This window comes from Pedobacter nyackensis (assembly GCF_900176505.1).
Classification (GTDB): Bacteria; Bacteroidota; Bacteroidia; order Sphingobacteriales; family Sphingobacteriaceae; genus Pedobacter; species Pedobacter nyackensis.
Genome location: NZ_FWYB01000015.1, coordinates 21,123 through 42,305 on the forward strand (window position 1 = coordinate 21,123; position 21,183 = coordinate 42,305).

The 21,183-nt window shown below is 40.4% G+C and carries 18 protein-coding genes and 1 riboswitch; of the genes, 17 read left to right on the forward strand and 1 reads right to left on the reverse strand.

Annotated features, from left to right (window positions below; translation table 11 throughout):
• Window positions 1–36 precede the first annotated feature (36 nt).
• Window positions 37–582, reverse strand: a complete 546-nt coding sequence (locus tag B9A18_RS20380) for a GNAT family N-acetyltransferase (protein WP_235005390.1) — start codon at window positions 580–582, stop codon at window positions 37–39.
• Between the two features lie 49 nt (window positions 583–631).
• Between B9A18_RS20380 and B9A18_RS25320 the strand changes: the two genes are divergently transcribed.
• From B9A18_RS25320 to B9A18_RS20465, 17 genes are all read left to right on the forward strand, one after another.
• Window positions 632–934, forward strand: coding sequence for a potassium-transporting ATPase subunit F (locus B9A18_RS25320; RefSeq protein ID WP_200816413.1), 303 nt, complete (start codon window positions 632–634; stop codon window positions 932–934).
• A 9-nt stretch (window positions 935–943) separates the two neighbouring features.
• Window positions 944–2,662, forward strand: coding sequence for a potassium-transporting ATPase subunit KdpA (gene kdpA, locus B9A18_RS20390; RefSeq protein ID WP_084291401.1), 1,719 nt, complete (start codon window positions 944–946; stop codon window positions 2,660–2,662).
• Between the two features lie 18 nt (window positions 2,663–2,680).
• The gene (gene kdpB, locus B9A18_RS20395; RefSeq protein WP_084291402.1) at window positions 2,681–4,711 is read left to right on the forward strand and encodes a potassium-transporting ATPase subunit KdpB; all 2,031 of its coding nucleotides are present in this window, start codon (window positions 2,681–2,683) and stop codon (window positions 4,709–4,711) included.
• Between the two features lie 11 nt (window positions 4,712–4,722).
• Window positions 4,723–5,289, forward strand: coding sequence for a potassium-transporting ATPase subunit KdpC (gene kdpC / locus B9A18_RS20400; protein ID WP_084291403.1), 567 nt, complete (start codon window positions 4,723–4,725; stop codon window positions 5,287–5,289).
• Window position 5,290: 1 nt separating this feature from the next.
• Entirely contained in the window at window positions 5,291–6,361 is a 1,071-nt protein-coding gene (locus B9A18_RS20405) for a porin (RefSeq protein ID WP_084291404.1), read from the forward strand.
• Between the two features lie 23 nt (window positions 6,362–6,384).
• Entirely contained in the window at window positions 6,385–7,515 is a 1,131-nt protein-coding gene (locus B9A18_RS20410) for a sensor protein KdpD (RefSeq protein ID WP_084291405.1), read from the forward strand.
• Window positions 7,516–7,536: 21 nt separating this feature from the next.
• On the forward strand, window positions 7,537–9,291 hold the full coding sequence (locus tag B9A18_RS20415; protein WP_084291406.1) for a HAMP domain-containing sensor histidine kinase: 1,755 nt from the start codon (window positions 7,537–7,539) through the stop codon (window positions 9,289–9,291).
• A 301-nt stretch (window positions 9,292–9,592) separates the two neighbouring features.
• Window positions 9,593–9,781: riboswitch (cobalamin riboswitch) on the forward strand.
• A gap of 173 nt (window positions 9,782–9,954) precedes the next feature.
• On the forward strand, window positions 9,955–12,273 hold the full coding sequence (metE, locus tag B9A18_RS20420) for a 5-methyltetrahydropteroyltriglutamate--homocysteine S-methyltransferase (RefSeq protein WP_084291407.1): 2,319 nt from the start codon (window positions 9,955–9,957) through the stop codon (window positions 12,271–12,273).
• A 55-nt stretch (window positions 12,274–12,328) separates the two neighbouring features.
• Window positions 12,329–13,342, forward strand: coding sequence for a beta-ketoacyl-ACP synthase III (locus B9A18_RS20425; RefSeq protein ID WP_084291408.1), 1,014 nt, complete (start codon window positions 12,329–12,331; stop codon window positions 13,340–13,342).
• Window positions 13,343–13,729, forward strand: a complete 387-nt coding sequence (locus tag B9A18_RS20430) for an acyl-CoA thioesterase (protein WP_084291409.1) — start codon at window positions 13,343–13,345, stop codon at window positions 13,727–13,729.
• A gap of 116 nt (window positions 13,730–13,845) precedes the next feature.
• The gene (locus B9A18_RS20435; protein WP_084291410.1) at window positions 13,846–14,229 is read left to right on the forward strand and encodes a hypothetical protein; all 384 of its coding nucleotides are present in this window, start codon (window positions 13,846–13,848) and stop codon (window positions 14,227–14,229) included.
• A gap of 170 nt (window positions 14,230–14,399) precedes the next feature.
• Window positions 14,400–16,706 (forward strand): TonB-dependent receptor domain-containing protein, encoded by a 2,307-nt coding sequence (locus B9A18_RS20440; protein WP_084291411.1) that lies wholly within the window; start codon window positions 14,400–14,402, stop codon window positions 16,704–16,706.
• A 5-nt stretch (window positions 16,707–16,711) separates the two neighbouring features.
• A complete protein-coding gene (locus tag B9A18_RS20445) occupies window positions 16,712–17,986 on the forward strand; it encodes a hypothetical protein (RefSeq protein WP_084291412.1) in 1,275 nt (424 codons plus the stop codon).
• A 72-nt stretch (window positions 17,987–18,058) separates the two neighbouring features.
• On the forward strand, window positions 18,059–18,496 hold the full coding sequence (locus tag B9A18_RS20450; protein WP_235005391.1) for a hypothetical protein: 438 nt from the start codon (window positions 18,059–18,061) through the stop codon (window positions 18,494–18,496).
• Window positions 18,497–19,135 carry an SCO family protein gene (locus B9A18_RS20455; protein ID WP_084291413.1) on the forward strand — a complete coding sequence of 213 codons (639 nt, stop codon included), beginning with the start codon at window positions 18,497–18,499 and terminating at the stop codon, window positions 19,133–19,135. It abuts the gene before it with no gap.
• A gap of 170 nt (window positions 19,136–19,305) precedes the next feature.
• Window positions 19,306–19,878, forward strand: coding sequence for an RNA polymerase sigma-70 factor (locus tag B9A18_RS20460; protein WP_084291414.1), 573 nt, complete (start codon window positions 19,306–19,308; stop codon window positions 19,876–19,878).
• An 88-nt stretch (window positions 19,879–19,966) separates the two neighbouring features.
• Window positions 19,967–21,127: a FecR family protein gene (locus B9A18_RS20465; protein ID WP_084291415.1), complete on the forward strand. Its 1,161-nt coding sequence runs from the start codon at window positions 19,967–19,969 to the stop codon at window positions 21,125–21,127.
• The last annotated feature ends 56 nt before the right edge of the window (window positions 21,128–21,183 follow it).

Here is a 21,183-nt window from a genome sequence, read left to right on the forward strand (position 1 = left end):
AGACGATATTAAAGTACGGTTAAAGTGTAAATTGTATTAGAGAGGCCCTCTGAGTTGTTTTTCAGTTTTGTTGATTTCGTAAATAAACTTCAGGTTTAAGGGGCCTCCAGGTTTAGAAGAGTCTTGTTCTGCGACTTTCTTAGCACCTATTTTTGTGAGGGCAATTTGCGATCGGAGGTTTGTTGAGCCAACGTGGAAATATACTTTGTCAACCTGTTGAAAAATGTAGTCCATCATTAACTTTTTTACTACAGGATTTATTCCGGTACCCCAGTATTTGGTGGCAAAGAAAGTGTAGCCGATAAAAATGCTGTTATCTTCTTTATTGTAATCGTAGAAACGAGTACTGCCTGCAATCTCACCAGTACTGTGATCAATAATTTTAAAAGCACCTTTACCGTTGATGGCATCATCAAAAAAAGTTTGGAAAATTTCCCGTTTCCATCGGTCCCTGTTAGGATGCTGCATCCATATTTCGGGATCTGAAGCCACATGAAAAAGCCCCTCAAAGTCATGATTAGTTAAAGGGATTAGTTTTATCTGTTCGTTTTCTAGTGTCGGTTGTATAGAGATAATCATCATCAGGATTTCTTTGGTTAAATATACCAAAATGATAAATAACCCTTCCAAAATGGAAGGGTTATTTGGTTTAGGAAATTGTGTATTTGTATTTTGTTTGTTTTTGTTGTCTGATAGTCAGTTGTTTACGTGTTTATTGGCAATGATGGTATGCCAATTGGCTATTGCCTATCAAAAACAACATAATTATGTTAACAATCCTACTTCTTCTTGCCCTGCTGCTAATGTGCTGGGTATTTTACAAATCAATCGACTGGTTCGAGAAAATCTAAAAATCATGATCGCATTATTCCTTATCGCAATCGCAGTATTCATTTATATGATTTACGTGCTGATTAAACCAGAAAAATTTTAATTAAAAGCTATGAACACTGAATTACCTGGAATTATTGCTACCTACCTGTTAACGCTGGTAATAGCTATTCCGTTGGGCAAGTACCTGGCAAAGGTATTTGCCGGAGAGCAAGTCTGGACAGACTTTCTAAAACCGATTGAAAGCGGCATATTCAAATTGTCCGGTATCAATCCAAAAGAAGAAATGAACTGGAAGCAGCACATGAAAGCGCTGCTGAGCATCAATATGGTTTGGTTGGTGTATGGATTCTTTGTACTAATCTATCAGGATAAATTACCCTTAAATCCTGATGGTAATCCAGGCATGGCACCTGACCTTTCTTTTAATACCATCATTAGCTTTGTGGTAAACTGTAACCTGCAGCATTATTCAGGAGAAAGTGGTGTAAGCTATTTAACGCAGCATTTTGTACTGATGTTTTTGCAGTTTGTAAGCTGTGCAACCGGTATAGCTGCTGCGGTGGTTCTGTTTAAAGCTTTTAGAGATAAAACATCTGCAAAACTGGGTAATTTCTGGGATTTCTTTGTGAAGTCTATTACCCGTTTGTTGTTGCCTTTGTCCTTAGTAATCGCTTTAATATTAGCCTTCAATGGTACACCTACCAGCTATGAAGGTAAAGACCAGTTTATTTCAGTGCAGGGTGACACAGTAAATGTTTCAAGAGGTCCTGCTGCTGGATTTATTGCCATCAAACATCTGGGTACAAATGGTGGTGGTTGGTTCGGGGTAAATTCTGCCCATCCATTAGAAAACCCAAGCTACCTGACTGCAATGGTAGAATTGATCGCTCAGGTCATCATTCCGATCGCAATGGTCATTGCCTTTGGCTATTTCATCCGTCGTAAAAAACTTGCCTGGATGATTTTTGGTGTAATGACGATTGGGATGCTTTTGTTAATGATACCAACACTCATCAGTGAGTTGGGCGGTAGTCCGGCTATAGAAAAAATGGGTATTTCACAAGCCACGGGAGCAATGGAAGGCAAGGAGATGCGATTTGGACCGGCATTGTCGGCCTACTGGAGCACCGTAACTACCATCATCTCTACCGGATCGGTAAACAGTATGCACGACAGTACCATGCCACTTACAGGCTTATGGCAATTGCTGGGCATGATGATCAATTCGTTTTATGGTGGTTGTGGAGTAGGTATACTCAACTATTTCATTTACCTGATTATAGCCGTATTTATTTCGGGCTTAATGGTTGGCCGTACACCAGAGTTTTTGGGTCATAAGGTTGAAGCCCGGGAGATTAAGATAGCGGCATTGGTTACGCTGTTGAGTCCTTTTTTAATTCTTTCAGGTACAGCAATAGCTAGTTATGTATTTACCAATAATGGCGAAGCTGCTTGGGCGGTTCAACCTCAGAACTGGTTAAATAACCCCGGTTTCCATGGTTTCTCCGAAATGTTGTATGAAATGACTTCATCGAATGCCAATAACGGATCCGGATTTGAAGGTCTGGGCGATAACAATGTATTCTGGAATGTGGCCACCGGTTTTGTATTGATACTCGGTCGTTTCCTCCCAATTATTGCGCCTATAGCTATTGCAGGGTTATTAGGTGCTAAAAAATACATTCCTGAATCTGCAGGTACACTGAAAACCGATACGGTTACTTTTAGCCTGATGACCTTCGTAGTTATTCTGGTTTTAAACGCCCTTTCTTATTTCCCTGCACTGGCCTTAGGTCCTTTGGCAGAATACTTTACGATGCTTAAATAGAAAGTAATATATAAATAGATGAAAACTTCTAATAAATTATTTGAACCCGCTTTGGTGCAAACTGCATTGAAACAATCCTTTATCAAGCTTGACCCCAGGGTTATGGTTCGTAACCCCGTAATGTTTACCGTTGAGATTGGTACCCTGATCATGGCTTTCGTTACGATATACTCGTTTACGCATACTGATCAAGGATCTCCCTTGTACAATTTCCTGATCTTCCTCATTCTATTGCTTACAGTTCTTTTTGCCAATTTCGCTGAAGCCATTGCCGAAGCACGAGGCAAGGCACAAGCTGATAGCTTAAGAAAAACCAGGGAAGAAACACCTGCAAAGGTATTACTGAGCAACGGAACTATTGAAATCCGATCTTCTAATCTCCTTAAAAAAGGTGATGTATTTGTATGTGAAGCTGGTGATACCATCCCAACAGACGGGGAGATCATTGAAGGTATCGCGACTATTGATGAATCGGCCATTACAGGCGAATCCGCTCCAGTAATCCGGGAGTCGGGAGGTGATAAGTCTTCAGTAACAGGAGGGACTAAAGTACTGTCTGATCAGATTAAGGTGCAGGTAAGTACACAACCCGGCGAAAGCTTTCTGGATAAAATGATTGCTCTCGTTGAAGGTGCATCCCGTCAGAAAACCCCGAACGAGATTGCACTTACCATCCTGTTGGCAAGTTTTACCCTGGTATTCATCATTGTATGTATCACCTTAAAACCATTTGCTGACTATGCCAATACGCCGATCACCATAGCGGCTTTAATCTCCTTGTTTGTGTGTTTGATTCCTACAACAATTGGAGGTTTACTTTCTGCAATCGGTATAGCTGGGATGGATAGAGCATTGCGTGCCAATGTGATCACTAAATCAGGTAAAGCGGTAGAGACTGCCGGTGATATTGATGTTTTGTTACTGGATAAAACCGGTACTATCACTATTGGTAATCGTAAAGCCACTAATTTCTACCCTACGGCAGGTGTGTCGCTTAAGAACTTTACTGATGCTTGTGTGTTGAGCTCGCTGGCTGATGAAACCCCTGAGGGAAAATCAATTGTTGAACTGGCAGTTATACAGGACAACCATATCCTGAGCGATGCTCCTGAGGGTGCAAAGTTTATCAAGTTTACTGCCGAGACACGTTCCAGCGGTATTGACACACCAGATGGAAAACGCATTAGAAAGGGAGCATTTGATTCCATTCGGAATATCGTGCTAATGGCCGGTAATCCTTTTCCAATGGACATTGAAGCGCAGGTGAAAGTAATCGCCAGCAATGGAGGTACGCCTCTGGTTGTTGCCCTAAATGAAAAGGCGTTTGGTGTAATTGAATTACAGGATATCATTAAACCGGGTATCAGCGAACGTTTTGAGCGCCTGCGCAAAATGGGCGTTAAAACAGTAATGGTAACTGGAGATAATCCGCTAACCGCGAAGTTTATCGCAGAAAAAGCTGGGGTAGATGATTTTATTGCCGAAGCTAAGCCCGAGGATAAAATGAATTACATTAAAGAAGAGCAGGCTTTGGGTAAGCTTGTAGCCATGATGGGAGACGGTACCAATGATGCTCCGGCATTGGCACAGGCCGATGTTGGTGTAGCTATGAACAGCGGTACGCAAGCGGCTAAGGAGGCCGGTAACATGGTGGATCTGGACAATGATCCAACTAAGCTGATCGAAATCGTGGAGATTGGTAAACAATTACTGATTACCCGTGGTACTTTAACCACCTTCTCCATTGCCAATGATGTGGCTAAGTATTTTGCCATTGTGCCCGCCTTATTTATCGCTTCAATTCCTGCGCTATCGCATTTGAATATCATGGGGCTGCACAGTCCGGAAAGTGCCATTTTATCGGCGGTAATTTTTAATGCGATCATTATTCCTTTCCTGATTCCTCTGGCTTTGAAAGGTGTGGCCTATAAGCCTATTGGAGCAAGTGCATTGCTGCGCAGAAACTTATTTATATATGGTCTGGGCGGAGTAATAGCTCCATTTATTGGCATTAAGCTGATCGATTTGTTTGTTGGATTGTTTGTTTAAAAATAAAAAACATGAAAAAGTACTTGTTACAATCTATACGCCTTACTGTAGTGCTGATGTTGCTACTGTGCGTAATATATCCATTAATGGTTGCCTTTGGAGGCAGCTTCTTTAAAGGGAATGGTGGAGGTGAGAAACTCTTTAAAAACGGTAAAGTGGCAGGCTATGCTTTAATCGGTCAGTCTTTTACTAAGCCAGAATATTTCTGGGGCAGGCCATCGGCGGTCGACTATAACGCGGCCGGATCAGGAGGTTCAAATAAAGGTCCTTCAAATCCTGATTATCTGGTTGTTGTATCAGCGAGGATTGATACGCTGCTAAAATATCATCCATATCTGAAAAAGGCTGATATCCCTGCTGACATGGTTACCGCTTCAGGTAGTGGATTAGATCCTAACATATCTGAGCAAGGAGCAATCATGCAGATCAAAAGAGTTGCTGCAAACCGGGGCTTAACCGATAGAGCAGTTGCTGAACTGGTGGTGAAAAATACGGTGGGTCCTTTGCTGGGCATGTTTGGTCCTTCGGTTGTAAATGTGCTGAAATTAAACCTTGCCCTTGACGAATTAAGAAAATAACATGAAGAAATTATTATTGCTATCAGCAGCTTTGAGTACTGCTGTTTGTACTTACGCACAGGATGAACCCAGGATTAAAGTGTCGGGCTACCTGGAAACTTATTATGGATACGATTTTAATAAGCCATCGGACAACAACAGACCTGGCTTTATTTACGCTCACAATCGTCACAACGAGGTGAACTTAAACCTTGGCTTTATTAAAGGGAGCTTCGACAATGGCACAGTAAGGGCTAATCTTGCTGTAATGGCAGGTACTTATGCCAATGCCAATTTAGCTGCCGAGCCCGGAGTATTAAAAAATATTTATGAAGCCAATGCCGGTTTGAAACTCTCTAAAACAATCAATTTATGGGTGGATGCCGGTATATTTTCTTCACATATTGGCTTTGAAAGTGCAGTATCAAAGGATTGCTGGGTATTAACAAGGAACATCTCTTCAGAAAACACGCCTTATTATGAGTCGGGCGCCAAACTGAGTTATGCCACTAATGATGGTAAATTCTCTGCAGTGCTCTTGTATTTGAATGGTTGGCAGCGTATTAACCGCTTAAACGGCAACAGCAAACCGGCCGTTGGTTTACAGCTAACCTGGAAACCTACGGATAAGATTACGGTAAACTATAGTAATTACATGGGGACAGAAGGTACTGATGAGGTTCGTGTAAACCGTTTTTATCACAATGTTTACGGTATCTTTCAGCTGACAGATCGATTTGGCCTAACAGTGGGATTTGATTATGGTACACAAGATAAAGCCAGAGATACTGAAGGTCATAATGAAGTCTTGTCGCCCGTTGCCATTGCTCAGTATTGCTTAGCGGATAAATGGAAAGTAGCAGGAAGGGTAGAGCATTATCAGGATAAAAATGGTATTTTCATAACTACTGGTACACCAAACGGCTTTAAAACTACCGGTTATTCTTTAAACCTGGATTATGCCCCAATCAGTAATGCGGTTGTAAGACTCGAAGGAAAGGTTTACGATAGTAAGGATAAGGTTTTTATGCGGAATCAGACTCCGGTTAATACCAATGCTGCAGTTACAGCGAGTATAGCGGTTTCTTTTTGATCATCGTTAAATGGCAAAATGTAATGGAAGAAGAAAATAGATCAGATTCTGTAAGGAAGTTTCTGGAGCTGGTGAAAAAATCCAGAAGAGGAAAATTTAAGGTCTACATAGGCATGAGTGCGGGGGTAGGTAAAACCTATAGGATGTTGCAGGAAGCCCATGCTTTGTTGAAAAACGGGATTGATATACAAATTGGTTATATCGAAACGCATAACCGTGCAGAAACACATGAACTGTTAGCCGGCATTCCAGTAATCCCACGGCGGCGGTTGTTTTACAAAGGTAAGGAGCTGGAAGAGATGGATGTGAATGCTATTATGAACATCCATCCTGAAGTCGTTATCGTCGACGAATTGGCCCATACCAATGTAGAAGGCAGCAAGAACGGCAAAAGGTGGCAGGATGTGGTTGATATCCTTGAGGCTGGTATCAGTGTAATCTCGGCAGTGAATATCCAGCACCTGGAGAGTATGAACGAGGAGATTGAGAAGATTACAGGTGTAGCCATAACCGAAAGGATTCCGGATAGGATATTAGAGCTGGCAGATGAGATTGTTAATATAGATTTGACGGCTGATGACCTGATCGACCGTTTAAAAAGCGGAAAAATTTATGATAAAAGTAAAATCGAGCGTGCTTTAAATAACTTTTTTCAATCAGAAAGGATTTTACAGCTTCGTGAGCTCGCCTTAAAGGAAGTCGCGCACCATTTAGAAAGAAAGATTAGTTTAGAAATACCTAAACAGATTAAGTTGCGCCCGGAGCGTTTCATGGCCTGTATCTCAACTAATAATGTCACAGCTAAAGTGATTATCCGTAAAACAGCGCGGTTGGCTTCTTACTACCAGTCGCCCTGGATAGTTTTATACGTACAGCGAAGCCATGAAAGTGGGGATCGGATAAAGCTAGATTTACAGCGGCATTTGATTAATAATTTTAAGCTGGCAACAGAGCTGGGAGCAGAGGTGATCAAAGTTAAAAGTAACCATATCACACAAACGATATTAAAAATTGCAGAGGAAAAAGAGGTGACAACCATATGTATTGGAAAGCCACATTTAAATTTATTACAAATTATCATGAGAACTGCGATTTTTAATCAACTTTTGCGAAGGATTTCTGCTACAGATATAGATTTAGTGATTTTGAGTTAAATAGAATAAAGATAGAAGACTATGAAAATAAAAAACAAACTTCGCCTCGGATTCGGATTCCTATTCGTGGTGATACTTTTTTTTGGGTGTATTTCTTTGTACTACATGAATGAAATCTCCATCAGGTCGAAGGTTATTTTGAAAGATAATTATGAAACGCTGAGCTATACGAGTAAAATGCGTTCCATACTGGATGAGAACAAATTACCGCTGTCGGAATCTGCCATATCGCAGTTTGATCAGCAACTCAATCTGGAACGTAAAAATGTTACTGAAGCAGGTGAAGGGACAGCGGTAGCAGCTTTAAATGCAGCATATTCTGGTGTTATTGATCCTGGAAATTCTTTATCAACTAAACAGGAAGCCTTGAGTAAAGTAAGGTCGAACTTGAAATTAATCGACGACCTGAACATGAATGCTATTGTAAAGAAAAATGCAGTCGCACAGTCTTCCATAGAGAAGGCTGCCATGTATGTGATCTTTGCTGCTTCGGTTTGTTTCCTGATCTTGTTCTCTTTTATCGTCAATTTTCCGGGTTTTGTAGCCAATCCTTTAAGAGAGTTTGCTGATGCCATACGCGAAATCAGCAGGAAGAATTATAAACAACGGCTGGAGTTTAAAGGTTCAGATGAGTTTTCGGAACTCGCTGGTTCATTTAATGTTATGGCTGCTGAATTAAATAGATGGGAGAATAGCAATCTGGCTAAAATTCAATCTGAGAAGCTAAGGATTGAAACCATTATTGAGCAAATGCAAGATGCTATTATCGGATTGAATGAGCAACAGGAAGTGTTGTTCCTTAATCAAGTAGCTAGTCAGTTGTTAAACCTTGATCAGGCAGCAGTTGTTGGGATGAACGCAATGGAACTTAGGAAAAAGAACGATCTGTTGAACCGTATTCTAGAGGAGACTGGTACTGATAAACCTATGAAGATTTATGCAGATCATAAGGAATCTTATTTTCAGCTGGAAAGAAGAGAAATTATGGTGCCTAATTACGACGATGGGGGCGATTATGCAATACTTAAAATGGATAAAGCAGCCGGACAGGTGTATATTTTAAAAAACATTACCCAGTTCAAAGAGCTGGATGAGGCTAAAACCAATTTCATAGCGACAGTGTCTCATGAGTTAAAAACGCCGATATCATCCATCAAAATGAGTTTAAAGTTAATGGATGATGAACGTGTTGGTTCAATGAACCCGGAGCAAAAGGAACTGGTACAACACATTAAAGAGGACTGTGGACGTTTGCTGAAAATAACCTCGGAACTTTTAGACCTGGCACAAGTTGAAACCGGTAAACTCCAACTGAATTTTGTGAAATCAGACCCTCGCAAGATTGCCATTTATGCCATGGATGCTGTGCGCTTTCAGGCTGAGCAGAAAGCTATTGAATTGGAATTGATATCCAGGAATAATCTCCCGCAGATCAATGTTGATATCGAGAAAACAGCCTGGGTGCTGGTTAATTTCTTATCTAATGCACTGAGGTATAGTGCGGAGAAATCAAAAGTGGTTGTGCAGGTGATACAGAATGGGGATGCCATCGAGTTTTCCGTCCGCGATTTTGGCAAAGGAATTGAGGAAAAATATCAGAAACGCTTGTTTGAGAAGTACTTTCAGGTACCAACTGACGGAAACAATAAGTCGGGATCAGGACTGGGGTTAGCGATATCCAAAGACTTTATTGAAGCGGAAAGTGGCAATATATGGGTTGAAAGTGCAATTGGAGAAGGTAGTAAATTCTGTTTTTCATTACCTGTTGAGGATTAGTGATAAGGATATATGTCGACTATTAACCTCAGGTTAATAAATGTAGTATAGGTTTAAAACGACTCGTGATTTCCCTATATTTTGGTTTTTTCCAACAGGGGACCGACAGGGATCGAACAGGGACCCAACAGGGGGTTAACAGGGACAAATCCCTGTAGAATTCCTGTTTAACCCTTGTTAGATTCTTTTTACTTTCTATTAAGATATCATTTGGATCCGGAAGCACTTCAAATGTAGTAAATAGTGTATACCAAAAGAAAGTTTTTTACAGTACCTTTACGCCGATATAAGTTCTTTACTTTCTTCATCAACCGATAACGGTTTTACTTAATTGTAGATTAATAGGGAATCGTGTGTAAATCACGAACTGTCGCGCAACTGTAAGTAACAAGCAAAGTTTTTACCAATAATGTCCACTGTTTCAATAAGGAATGGGAAGGATGGTGAAAATGTTACAAGTCAGGAGACCTGCCTTTATCGAATTGACAATGCTTTCGCGATATGAAGCACGAGTTAGGTTTGATGCATTTTTAAATACACACATTCAATAGAATGCCTGTGTCTGTGCATTTCTATTTTTCTTATTTTTTTATCTCCGGTAGCATTGCGAAGTTCAGCAAAAGAGCTTTTAACTGATTTTTTCATCAATTAAAAAGCAAGAAAATGCTAACAAACAATCTGGGCTACCCGCGTATTGGTAGTAAAAGAGAACTCAAAAAAGCCTGCGAGCAGTATTGGTCGGGCAATTCTAGTATCCAAAGTCTGGTTCAAACCGGTAAGGATATTCGTAAACAGAACTGGGAGCTGCAAAAAGCGGCCGGGATAGACTTGATCCCCTCTAACGATTTTTCTTTTTATGATCAGGTATTAGATCTTTCACTTACTGTAGGGGCTATTCCAAGGCGCTACCATGAGGTTATTTTAAACAAAAGGAACAACGAACTCGACCTTTATTTTGCCATGGCAAGAGGTTATCAGAAAGACGGACTCGATATAACAGCCATGGAGATGACTAAATGGTTTGATACCAATTACCATTATATTGTTCCGGAGTTTTTGAAGGATCAACAATTTAAACTGTTCTCAACCAAAATTATAGATGAGTATAGTGAAAGTGTAAGATTAGGTATTAAAACCAAACCGGTAATTATTGGGCCTGTTTCTTATTTGTTGCTGGGTAAGGAAAAGGAAAGTGATTTTGACAGGATTGACCTGATTAAAAACCTATTGCCGGTATACGTCGATCTGCTTAAAAAATTGGAAGAACAACATGTGGAGTGGGTTCAGCTTGATGAGCCTTTTCTATCTCTGGATCTTACTGAAAAAGATAGAGTCGCTTATAAATATGTTTATACCGAGCTTAAAAAGCAATTTCCTAAGCTTAAAATACTACTTGCTACTTATTTTGGGGCGTTGCAGGACAATGCCGCTTTGGTAGCATCATTACCGGTTTATGCTTTACATATTGATCTGGTGCGTAGTCCTGAGCAATTGGAAAGGGTTTTAGAACTGATTCTAGTTAACATGTATCTATCTGTAGGAGTGGTAGATGGAAGGGATGTCTGGAAGAATGATTTTCAAAAATCCCTTAACTTAATTGAGCTTGCACTTGAAAGTGTAGGCCATGATAGGTTGATCATCAGTCCATCTTGCTCACTAATTCATTCACCATGTGATCTGGATCTTGAAACGAATGAAGAGACCTTGCCTCTTGAAATTAAGGATTGGATGGCATTTGCCAAACAAAAGATTGACGAGGTCGTTGTATTGAAGCAATTAGCCAATGACAAAGACCTTGCTGATCCCAGACTGGTAGCTAATTTTGATTCGAATGAAAATCGCAGCGCTTCAACTTTGATTCATAACCCTGTTGTAAAACAGCGTGTAGCAGCGATCACTGAAACAGATGATCAGAGACATAGCCGCTTTTCTGTCCGCCAGGAATTACAACGCAAATCGCTAAATCTGCCGTTATTCCCAACTACAACTATTGGTTCATTTCCGCAAACGCCAGAGGTGCGAAGTTGGAGAGCAAAGTACAAAAAGGGTGATTTAAGTCTGGCGGAATATGATGCTTTGTTAGAAGCAGAGACAACAGAAACCATCCGCTTTCAGGAAGATGCGGGCATTGATGTGCTTGTGCATGGTGAATTTGAGCGGAATGACATGGTGGAATATTTTGGGGAGCAGCTGGCTGGTTTTGCCTTTACCAAAAATGGTTGGGTGCAAAGTTATGGCAGTCGCTGTGTAAAACCGCCTGTCATTTATGGTGATGTATATCGCCCAGCGCCTATGACGGTAAGGTGGGCTGCTTATGCGCAATCCTTAACAGATAAATGGGTAAAAGGCATGCTTACCGGTCCGGTAACTATTTTACAATGGTCTTTTGTAAGGAATGACCAGCCGCGATCGGAAACCTGTACACAAATCGCATTGGCTATCCGGGATGAAGTGAATGATCTGGAAAGCGTTGGCATTAAGATTATTCAGATTGATGAACCTGCGATAAGAGAAGGATTGCCATTGCGTAAGGCCGATTGGCAAAACTATTTGGAATGGGCAGTTCGTGCTTTTAGAATTTCTGCAAGTGGCGTAAAAGATGACACCCAAATTCATACGCACATGTGTTATTCTGAATTCAACGATATCATTCAGAACATTGCTGATATGGATGCTGATGTGATCACGATTGAATGTTCGCGTTCGCAGATGGAGTTGTTGGATGTTTTTGCCGATTTCAAGTATCCAAATGAGATTGGGCCCGGGGTTTATGATATTCATTCGCCTCGTGTACCTCGAAAAGAAGAAATGGTTACACTGCTGGAAAAGGCTAGAAAAGTTATTCCTGCAAGTCAGCTTTGGGTAAATCCAGACTGTGGTTTAAAGACCCGACATTGGGAAGAAACAAAAAAAGCTTTAACAGAAATGGTCGCAGCTGCAAAAGTACTGCGGGAATCTGTGGAAGAAGCTGTAACTTTGTAAAAAAAAGAAGGGCAGGTACCATGCCTGCCTTCTCTACAGAATTACGTACGCACAAATGAGAATAAGGAAAAATGCGGTGATTACCGCGGTTGGAGGTTATGTTCCAGATACAGTTTTGAGTAATGAAGACCTCGAAAAAATGGTGGATACCAATGACGAATGGATAGTTGCCAGAACAGGTATCAAGGAGCGGAGGATTGTAAACGACCCGGAAATTGCGACTTCAGATATGGCAACTTACGCGCTAAAGCGGTTAATGGAGGACGGTGATGTTAATCCGGACGAAATTGATTGTGTGATCGTTTCTACTTCAACACCTGATTACGTAATGGTAAGTACAGGTAGTATGGTCTGTGAAAAAGCAGGCTTGAAAAATGCCTGGGGAATTGATACAAACGCTGCCTGCAGCGGTTTTTTATATGCTTTGACGCTCGGAGCAAGTATGATCGAAAGCGGTCGCTGTAAAAAGGTAGTTGTTATTGGTGCTGATAAAAACAGTGCTATTGTAAACTATACAGATAGAAATACATGTATTCTTTTTGGCGATGGCGCCGGAGCAGTTTTATTGGAGCAAACAGAAGAGCCTGTAGGCTTAATGGACAGCTTTTTTAGAACAGATGGTACTGGTAAGGAAAACCTGATTGTTACTGCAGGTGGATCTAAATATCCTGCATCTCAGACTACACTTGATGAAAAATTACATTATGTTCGTCAGGATGGTAGGGTTGTATTTAAAGCCGCTATTCAAGGTATGACAGATACTTGTAATGAAGTGTTGAAGTCGAATGATTTGGTAAGTTCACAAATCAATTACCTGATTCCACATCAGGCAAATTTAAGAATCATCCAGTCTGTAGGTGACTATCTGGGGTTATCTCCGGATCAGGTAAAGGTGAATATCGACCGTTATGGCAATACCACTGCAGCAACCATTCCTTTGTGCATATGGGACTTTAAAGATGATTTTAAATACGGCGATAAAATAATATTAACTGCTTTTGGTGCAGGCTTCTCATGGGGTGCCACGTACTTGAAGTGGGGTAATCTTCGCCAGTCTAAAAAGGATTAAATGACATTAGAAGAAAAAATTGAAGCTTCGGAAACGCGCATTTTTAAAGCAGTTTTTCCGAATACAACAAACCATTATGATACCTTGTTTGGTGGAACAGCCATGCATATGATGGACGAGGTGGCTTTTATTACGGCTACGCGTTTTAGCAGGCAGATTATGGTTACAGTAAGTAGTGACCGCATCAACTTTAATAAACCCATTCCGGCAGGTACTATTGTAGAACTGGTTGGAAGGGTAAGTCATATTGGAAACACCAGCCTAAAAGTAAAGGTTGAGATCTATATTGAACAGATGTACGCGGAAACAAGAGAAAAGGCCGTAACCGGAGAGTTTTCTTTTGTGGCTATTGATGAAAATAAGAAACCAACTTCTATACTTAAATAGAAGATTTGATCATTTTTTTGAAAAGCAGGCTTTTAGTCTGCTTTTCTTATTTTTATTGCAAATACTTTAGCATTTCTCTCGTTTTCATCGCGTATGATACTTACATTTGCGACGAAATGTTATTGAAACCAGTTTCCATATTGCTTCTGTTAAGTCTGCTGACAACAAACTTTGCGAACCTGTTTGTTTTTGCAGGTTTTGAGCTTAATCAGAAGTATATAGCTGCGGAACTTTGTGAGAACAAGAACAAACCTGAACTGCATTGTAATGGTAAATGTTTCCTGATGAAAAAGCTAAAGCAGGCGCAGGATAAGGAACAAAAGCAGGAACGTCAGGCTCAAAAAACACAGGTTCAGGATGCTTTGGTGGTAACACCACTGGTTTTTAAAAGGTATGCATTAGCGGAAACAAAACTTCATATCCCAGCTTCTACAGGGATGCCGCAAAACATTAAGAATTCTATATTTCATCCCCCACAAACAACAGATACTCTTTCTTAAGTTTAAACCCAATTTTACGTACGCTGACAAGGAAATTTATGCCCTCTGTTAGTTTTGTTAACCAAGAAATTTACATCCTATGTAGGTTTAAATACCTTCTTTGGAGTTGTTAACCAAGAAATTTACCTTCTCTGAAGAGAACGGTTAATTTCTTCCTTTATCATTAATTAATGAGCCCATACAGATATTTTATTTTATCTATTGGTTTGGTATTCTGTTTTTTACAGAGCCAGGCCGAGACACAGCCTATCAAAGGCCATATTTACGATTCTCAAACACGTCAGCCATTAGCGGATGTTGTTATTTTAAACAGATTGAAACAGCAACTAACCATATCCGATGGTAAGGGGTATTTCGAGCTAAATCCTAGTCAGCAGCAGGATACGATCATAGCTATGTTGCCAGGTTATAAAACACAGTATATAAAATTAAACCCCAATGAAAACGACCTCAATGTGCAACTCGACGTAGATGGACTAAGCTTAAACGAGGTAAGGGTTGCGGGGTACAATAGCCATAAGACCAGTAAGGAGACCGCTGGTTCAGTCGCATTGGTTACTTCCAAAGACATCAACCGGGGGAGTGCAGTTTCATTTCAATCGGCATTTAATGCAATTCCGGGTGTTCGTATGGATCAAAGTACGCTATCCGAAGCCCGTATTTCCATTCGTGGAAATGGTGTCAGAGCCTCCTATGGCATTAGAAACATCAAAATTTATGTCAACGAAATACCCGTTACTGAGGCGGATGGAACGACGCGGATTGAAGCATTGGATGTGAATAGCATTGGACGTGCAGAGGTGATTAAAGGTCCGGCCTCCAGCATTTATGGCGCAGGTACAGGAGGAGTAATCAACTTTCAACTGCAACGTTCTCCATATCAGGAACAGAGTTTGGAGGCTTCAGGATTAATAGGAGCCAATGGTTTACACCGTTTGGCAACGACCTACCGCAGTGGTGGAGATAAAGTGAACAGTTATGTATCTTATGGATGGCAGGAATATGATGGTTATCGGGAGCATAGCAATGACATGCGGAGGTTCCTGACCGGTAATTTTCAGCTTTTCCCGAGTGATAAAAGGATTATTACGCTGTTGTTAAACAGGACAACGCAGCATTCGCAAATTCCGGGTTCGCTTACAGAGGATCAGTTGGCTGCCAATCCGCTACAGGCAAACCCTTCCAATCTGGATAAAGCAGCGGCAAGGTACCAAACCTGGACAAGGATCGGATTGGGACAACAGTATCGTTTTAACGATCAGTTTTCAAACACCACCAGCATATTTACTTATTTCTATGATCTAGATCACCCACTTCCATATGCTTACCTGCGTAACTTTTATCAAAGCTACGGCGGAAGAACACGATTCACTTACGATCCGGGTTTTAGTAGTTTCCCTACCCGTTTTACCATTGGTGCAGAATTTAATGAGGGCCTGACCAAAGGCACACAGTACGTAAATAATAAGGGGGTAGAGGGAGCAATCAGTGGGAATACCGATTATCAGAATACGCAATATTCACTTTTTTATCAATCCGAGACGGCTTTAAGCACAAAGACCACGTTGACGCTTGGGATAAGCTATAATAGTCTGCACTATGATGTGCATGATTATTTGAAGCCAAACCAGAGTGGTATTAAAAAATTTAATCCACAAGCTACGCCACGTATAGCGCTAAGCCATACTTTTGGTCAGGCCTTAAGTCTGCATGCCAGTGTAAGTTCAGGGTTTTCTCCTCCTTCAGGCTCAGAGATTAAAAATGTGGATGGCTCCATTAATCCAAACCTGCAAGCTGAGAAGGGGGTGAACTATGAACTAAATGCCAAAGGAAATTTGCTGAAATCTCGCCTTGAATATGATCTGGCTGTATTTAAATTAGATATGAAAGGTGAATTGATTGGACAGTCTATACAACAGGGAATTACAATTTACAACAATGCGGGAAAAACAAGCCATAATGGTGCTGAGTTAGCGATGTCTTATCAGATCCTAAAGGCTGATGACCAGCATGAAGTGGTAAGTCTGCGCCCATTTGTTTCGGTGACATATTCCGATTTCAAGTTTAAAGATTACAAAACGCTTAATGCGCAAAATCAGGTAACTGCAAGTTTTGATGGGAACCGGTTAACAGGTATTGCTCCATGTGTATATAACTTAGGTCTTGATCTGGAAACTAAAACAGGCTTATATTTTTATGGCAGTTACTTTTACAGCGACCGTTTACCGCTAAATGATGCAAATTCGGTTTACAATCCAGCTTATCAGGAAGCAAATGCAAAAGTTGGATATAAGAAACAGTTCATTAAATGTTTGGAAGTGAATCTGTACGCAGGTTTAGATAATATCCTGAATAAAAGATATAGTTCTATAGTTTCTTTAAATGCAGTAGGATTTGGCGGCGCGAAGCCTGCTTATTTTAATCCATCACCAAAAAGAAATGGTTATGGCGGTTTAAATGTTAAATACTTATTTTAATTAAGATGAAGAAGATCAGTTTTCCTCTACTTGTTGTTACGCTATTACTGGCTGCCTGCAATGGTAAACCTGGTGTAAATGAATCTAAAGCATTAAATACTTCAGGGTTAGAAGCTGTTGGACCTTATTTTACCTCGGATCATAAAGGTAATGCGGTGTTGTGCTGGACTGAACAGGATGTTCAGGATTCTTTGTACCGATTGAAGTATGCTGTGTATGATCAGCAGAAAGATCAGTTTGGTAGAAGTGTTACTGTTCCAGGTTCAGCCGGTTGCAGTGTTTCTGCGGAAAGTATGGCTAAGATTGTGTTTAAATCAGATGGGACCGTTATGGCTGTCTTTGCAAAACGTTTCCCTAACGAAAAGAGTCCATATGCCGGAGCAATTTATTATAGCATGTCGGCAGATGGTAAAAACTGGTCAGACCCAGACTTTTTACATTCGGATACCAGTCATGCCTATGGACGAAGTTTCTTTGATCTGACCAGGTTAAAAGATGGTGAACTTGCTGCAGTATGGTTAGATGGTCGCTTTGGTAAGTCGATTAAAGGTTCTGCCTTGTTTTTTAACCGGACCGAAAAGGGAAAGGGTTTTGCGGCAGAAACCTGTTTGGATAAGGGCACTTGCGAGTGTTGCAGGACAGATTTCATGACAGATGAGCAGGGAAATCTGCACATGGCTTATAGAAGCATTATGTTCCCGACGGCACTTTCAGATAAACAGGTAAGGGACATGGTTTATAAGAAGTCGACAGATAATGGCCAGACGTTTAGTGAAGCAAAAACGATTAGTAACGACAACTGGGAAATTAATGGTTGCCCACATTCAGGACCTTCGCTGGCCGTTACTGATCATACACTTCATGCGGTATGGTTTACAGCAGGGGGAAGTTCGGGATTGTACGAAACATCGGCCACAGAATCCGGTTTTCGTCCCCGTCAGTTGATTACTGCATCAGGTAAGCATCCTCAGTTGGTTGCCTTAGCTAATGGGAAAATAGCTATGGTCTGCGAAGAGTCAGCAGACCATGGACATGATCATATGAATATGGATCATTCGAAAGCGGGCATGACAATGAGCCATAGTGCTCCGGCAGGTATGAGCAAAATAGTTTTGAGGATTTCAGGAAATGGAGAGCCAGAAAACAAAATAGAATTGACTAAAGGTTTAGAAGCTGATAACCATGCTGTTTTAACGCCTGTTAATGGAGGATTGCTGGTTGCCTGGGTTAGAGAAGGAGAAAAAGGGGCTAGCATACATTACACTTATTTAAAGCAGTAAAGACTGTTAAATTTTATAATTAATAATAACTAAGCTTGGCAAGCTTTATAACCATAAAAAAACAAATATATAATGATGAAGAAATCAATTGGAATACTGCTGATCAGTGTGGCAGCAATAGCTTGTACACAAAAAGGTGATTATAAGCGCGTAAGGGATGAAGTGATGAAGTTTCACGATGTGGTGATGGCCGATCATGGCAAGATCATAAACAATCAGATGGCCTTAGATACTTTAGTTAAGGATTTAAAAGGTCTTAAGTTGAAGTATCCTAAAGTAGATACGCTTAAGGAGAAAGCAGAAATTACTGCTTTGCTGAACAAATTAACTACAGCAGAAGATAGTATGAATGATTGGATGCATAAGTTTGAACCGGATGTAACCGGTAAATCAAATGATGAAGCTATACAATATTTCGAAGCTGAAAAATCTAAAATAGCGACAATCGACAGTCTTTATAAAGTTGAGATTAAAGTATCTGGTGAATATTTAAGCAAATTCAAGAAATAAATGAATAGATCGGGAATGTATTTAGCGCTATTGACCTTGTTTCTTTTTAGCTGCAAGGATAAGCAAAAGCGTTTGCCGTTTTTGCAATTGGAAACAACGGAAAAGGTAGTAGATGGTAAAACGGTGATTGATTCTTCATTCAGGACCATACCGGCTTTTAAATTGTTAAATCAGGACAGTACGGAAGTTACTGAAAAGGATTTCGACGGTACCATTTACGTAGCTGATTTTTTCTTTACGTCATGTCCAACTATTTGCCCGGTGATGCATCGAAATCTTTTAAAGGTATATCAGAAATATAAAGGCAATCCGGAAGTTAAGCTGGCTTCGCATACCATTGATGTAAAATACGATGTTCCTTCAAGAATGAAAACTTATGCTACAAAATTGGGCATTGAGGGTACGCAATGGGAGTATTTATGGGGATCAAGGGACGAAATCTATGCGCTTGCTGAGCGTAATTATCTGGTTTCTGCTCAGGAAGATAAGGCTGCACCTGGTGGATTTATCCATCAGGGGTATTTGGTCCTGGTAGATAAAGAAAAACGTATCAGAGGGGCTTACGATGGTACGCAAGACAAGGACCTCGAGCAATTGTTAGCAGATATGGATGTATTATTGAAAGAATACAAACGCTAATTCATTCATATCGATTTCATCGGTAGTACAGGCCAATCTTAAAAATGGCAGTTTGTTTTTGGATGGATATCCAAGGCAAAGCGCTGAAATTTAGGTTGGCCTTTTTATATCTCCTAAAATTTATTTATCATTGAGCAATTTCAAAGTATTTTCTACTGGAAATAAAGCGGATGATAGATTATAGCAGATATACAGATCAGCAATTGATTGCGCTTTTAAAAGGTGGCGACCATGTTGCCTATACCGAATTTTATGACCGGTATTTTCAGTTGTTATTTGTGTATACCTATAAAAAACTAAGAGATGAGGCGGAGGCAAAGGATGTAGTTCAGGATTTTTTCACTGTATTGTGGATGAAACGCGAATTGCTTAATTTCAGCTCTTCTATTCCCGCATATTGTTTTACAGCTATTAACAACAGGATTATTGATCTTTTTCTACACAGAAAGGTGGCAGATAAATACATTGGCTGTATTCCTATTGATCAAGAAGAAGCTAAAACGGATCATCTGGTGCGGGAAAAACAACTAATGGCTTATATTGAAAAGGAAATACATGCTTTACCTTCCAAAATGCGTCAAATATTTGAGATGAGCAGAAAATCCAACTATACCTATAAGGAAATAGCGAATGAATTGTCTATTTCGGAAAAAACCGTTCATCGTCAGATGTCCAATGCTTTAATGCGATTGAGGACTAAGTTGGGCTCATTCATTTTCCTTGCTTTTCTGATGAAGTTTTAATTTTTTAAAAAAAAAGAAAAATTTTTCTGCACGTATAGGGGGGACTTCCTCGTCATACCATTGATTACGGGAATTATCCGCTTTAGGTATGACAGAACAAGAGAGAGAATTACTTAGAAAATATAATGCAGGTCAGTGTACTGAAGCTGAAAGTGCTGCTGTAGAAAAATGGCTGTTTGAACTCAATAATGAGCCAGTTGATTTATCAGCGGAAAAACTAGCCATGATAAAGGCAGAGATTCGTAACCAGTTGCCTGAAGAAATAGTTATAACCAAGACAAGATTGGCGTATTGGCCGCGCATTGCAGCAGCAGTTGCGCTAATTGCTTTTGGCACAGGTCTGTTTTATTTAATGGCCATCCGTCAGGCCGAAAGAAGCAACGACCTGGCTCAATCAGTTTATGCTAATGATGTTGCTCCCGGTAGAAATTCGGCGACACTTACGCTGGCAAACGGAAAAAAGATTGTTTTATCTGAAGCGCAAAATGGAGAATTGGCAAAAGAATCGGGCGTGGTAGTTTCTAAAACTGCAGACGGGCAAATTATTTATAATGTCATTCCTCACGCATCGTCAGGCCTGACTTACAATACACTTTCAACGGCAAAAGGAGAGACTTTTCAGGTACGATTACCAGATGGAAGTTTGGTTGTTTTAAATGCCGCTTCAAGCTTAACTTATGCTACGACGCTAAATACATTGCCAGAACGTAGAGTTAAACTTGCTGGAGAGGCTTATTTTGAGGTAACTAAGGCCATGGTTAAGGAACAAGATGATCGTCTTAAAGTAAAAAGAAAACCTTTTATTGTAGTAACGGATAAACAGGAAGTTGAGGTGTTGGGCACTCACTTTAACATCAATAGTTATTTGGATGAGCCTGGGATAAAAACAACATTATTGGAAGGATCAGTGAGGGTGTCGAACGGATCAATAGAAAAACTACTAAAACCCGGGCAACAAGCGCTGGCTAAGCAGGATGGGTTTTTAATCAGGGAAGTCAACATTCAACAGGCTGTTGCCTGGAAGAATGGAACTTTTGATTTTGATAATGAAGACATTCAGGGCGTGATGCGTAAAATTTCGAGATGGTATAATGTTGAAGTTACGTTTGAAGGAGAGGTTTCTAAGGAAAGATTTAATGGTGCGCTCTCGCGCAAAAAGAACATCAGTCAGATGTTGAAAATGTTGGAATCAACCGGAGTCGTTCATTTTAAAATAGAAGGAAGGAGGGTTATCGTTATCAACAACTGAGCTAACCGATAATCTTATAAAGCCAGGAAACCGACGGTCATCGGAATCCTGACTAA

Coding starts and splice junctions, on each gene's coding strand:
- B9A18_RS20380 (WP_235005390.1), bottom strand. CDS start 582: ATGATGATTATCTCTATACAACCGACACTAGAAAACGAACAGATAAAA.
- B9A18_RS25320 (WP_200816413.1), top strand. CDS start 632: ATGGAAGGGTTATTTGGTTTAGGAAATTGTGTATTTGTATTTTGTTTG.
- kdpA (WP_084291401.1), top strand. CDS start 944: ATGAACACTGAATTACCTGGAATTATTGCTACCTACCTGTTAACGCTG.
- kdpB (WP_084291402.1), top strand. CDS start 2,681: ATGAAAACTTCTAATAAATTATTTGAACCCGCTTTGGTGCAAACTGCA.
- kdpC (WP_084291403.1), top strand. CDS start 4,723: ATGAAAAAGTACTTGTTACAATCTATACGCCTTACTGTAGTGCTGATG.
- B9A18_RS20405 (WP_084291404.1), top strand. CDS start 5,291: ATGAAGAAATTATTATTGCTATCAGCAGCTTTGAGTACTGCTGTTTGT.
- B9A18_RS20410 (WP_084291405.1), top strand. CDS start 6,385: ATGGAAGAAGAAAATAGATCAGATTCTGTAAGGAAGTTTCTGGAGCTG.
- B9A18_RS20415 (WP_084291406.1), top strand. CDS start 7,537: ATGAAAATAAAAAACAAACTTCGCCTCGGATTCGGATTCCTATTCGTG.
- metE (WP_084291407.1), top strand. CDS start 9,955: ATGCTAACAAACAATCTGGGCTACCCGCGTATTGGTAGTAAAAGAGAA.
- B9A18_RS20425 (WP_084291408.1), top strand. CDS start 12,329: ATGAGAATAAGGAAAAATGCGGTGATTACCGCGGTTGGAGGTTATGTT.
- B9A18_RS20430 (WP_084291409.1), top strand. CDS start 13,343: ATGACATTAGAAGAAAAAATTGAAGCTTCGGAAACGCGCATTTTTAAA.
- B9A18_RS20435 (WP_084291410.1), top strand. CDS start 13,846: ATGTTATTGAAACCAGTTTCCATATTGCTTCTGTTAAGTCTGCTGACA.
- B9A18_RS20440 (WP_084291411.1), top strand. CDS start 14,400: ATGAGCCCATACAGATATTTTATTTTATCTATTGGTTTGGTATTCTGT.
- B9A18_RS20445 (WP_084291412.1), top strand. CDS start 16,712: ATGAAGAAGATCAGTTTTCCTCTACTTGTTGTTACGCTATTACTGGCT.
- B9A18_RS20450 (WP_235005391.1), top strand. CDS start 18,059: ATGATGAAGAAATCAATTGGAATACTGCTGATCAGTGTGGCAGCAATA.
- B9A18_RS20455 (WP_084291413.1), top strand. CDS start 18,497: ATGAATAGATCGGGAATGTATTTAGCGCTATTGACCTTGTTTCTTTTT.
- B9A18_RS20460 (WP_084291414.1), top strand. CDS start 19,306: ATGATAGATTATAGCAGATATACAGATCAGCAATTGATTGCGCTTTTA.
- B9A18_RS20465 (WP_084291415.1), top strand. CDS start 19,967: ATGACAGAACAAGAGAGAGAATTACTTAGAAAATATAATGCAGGTCAG.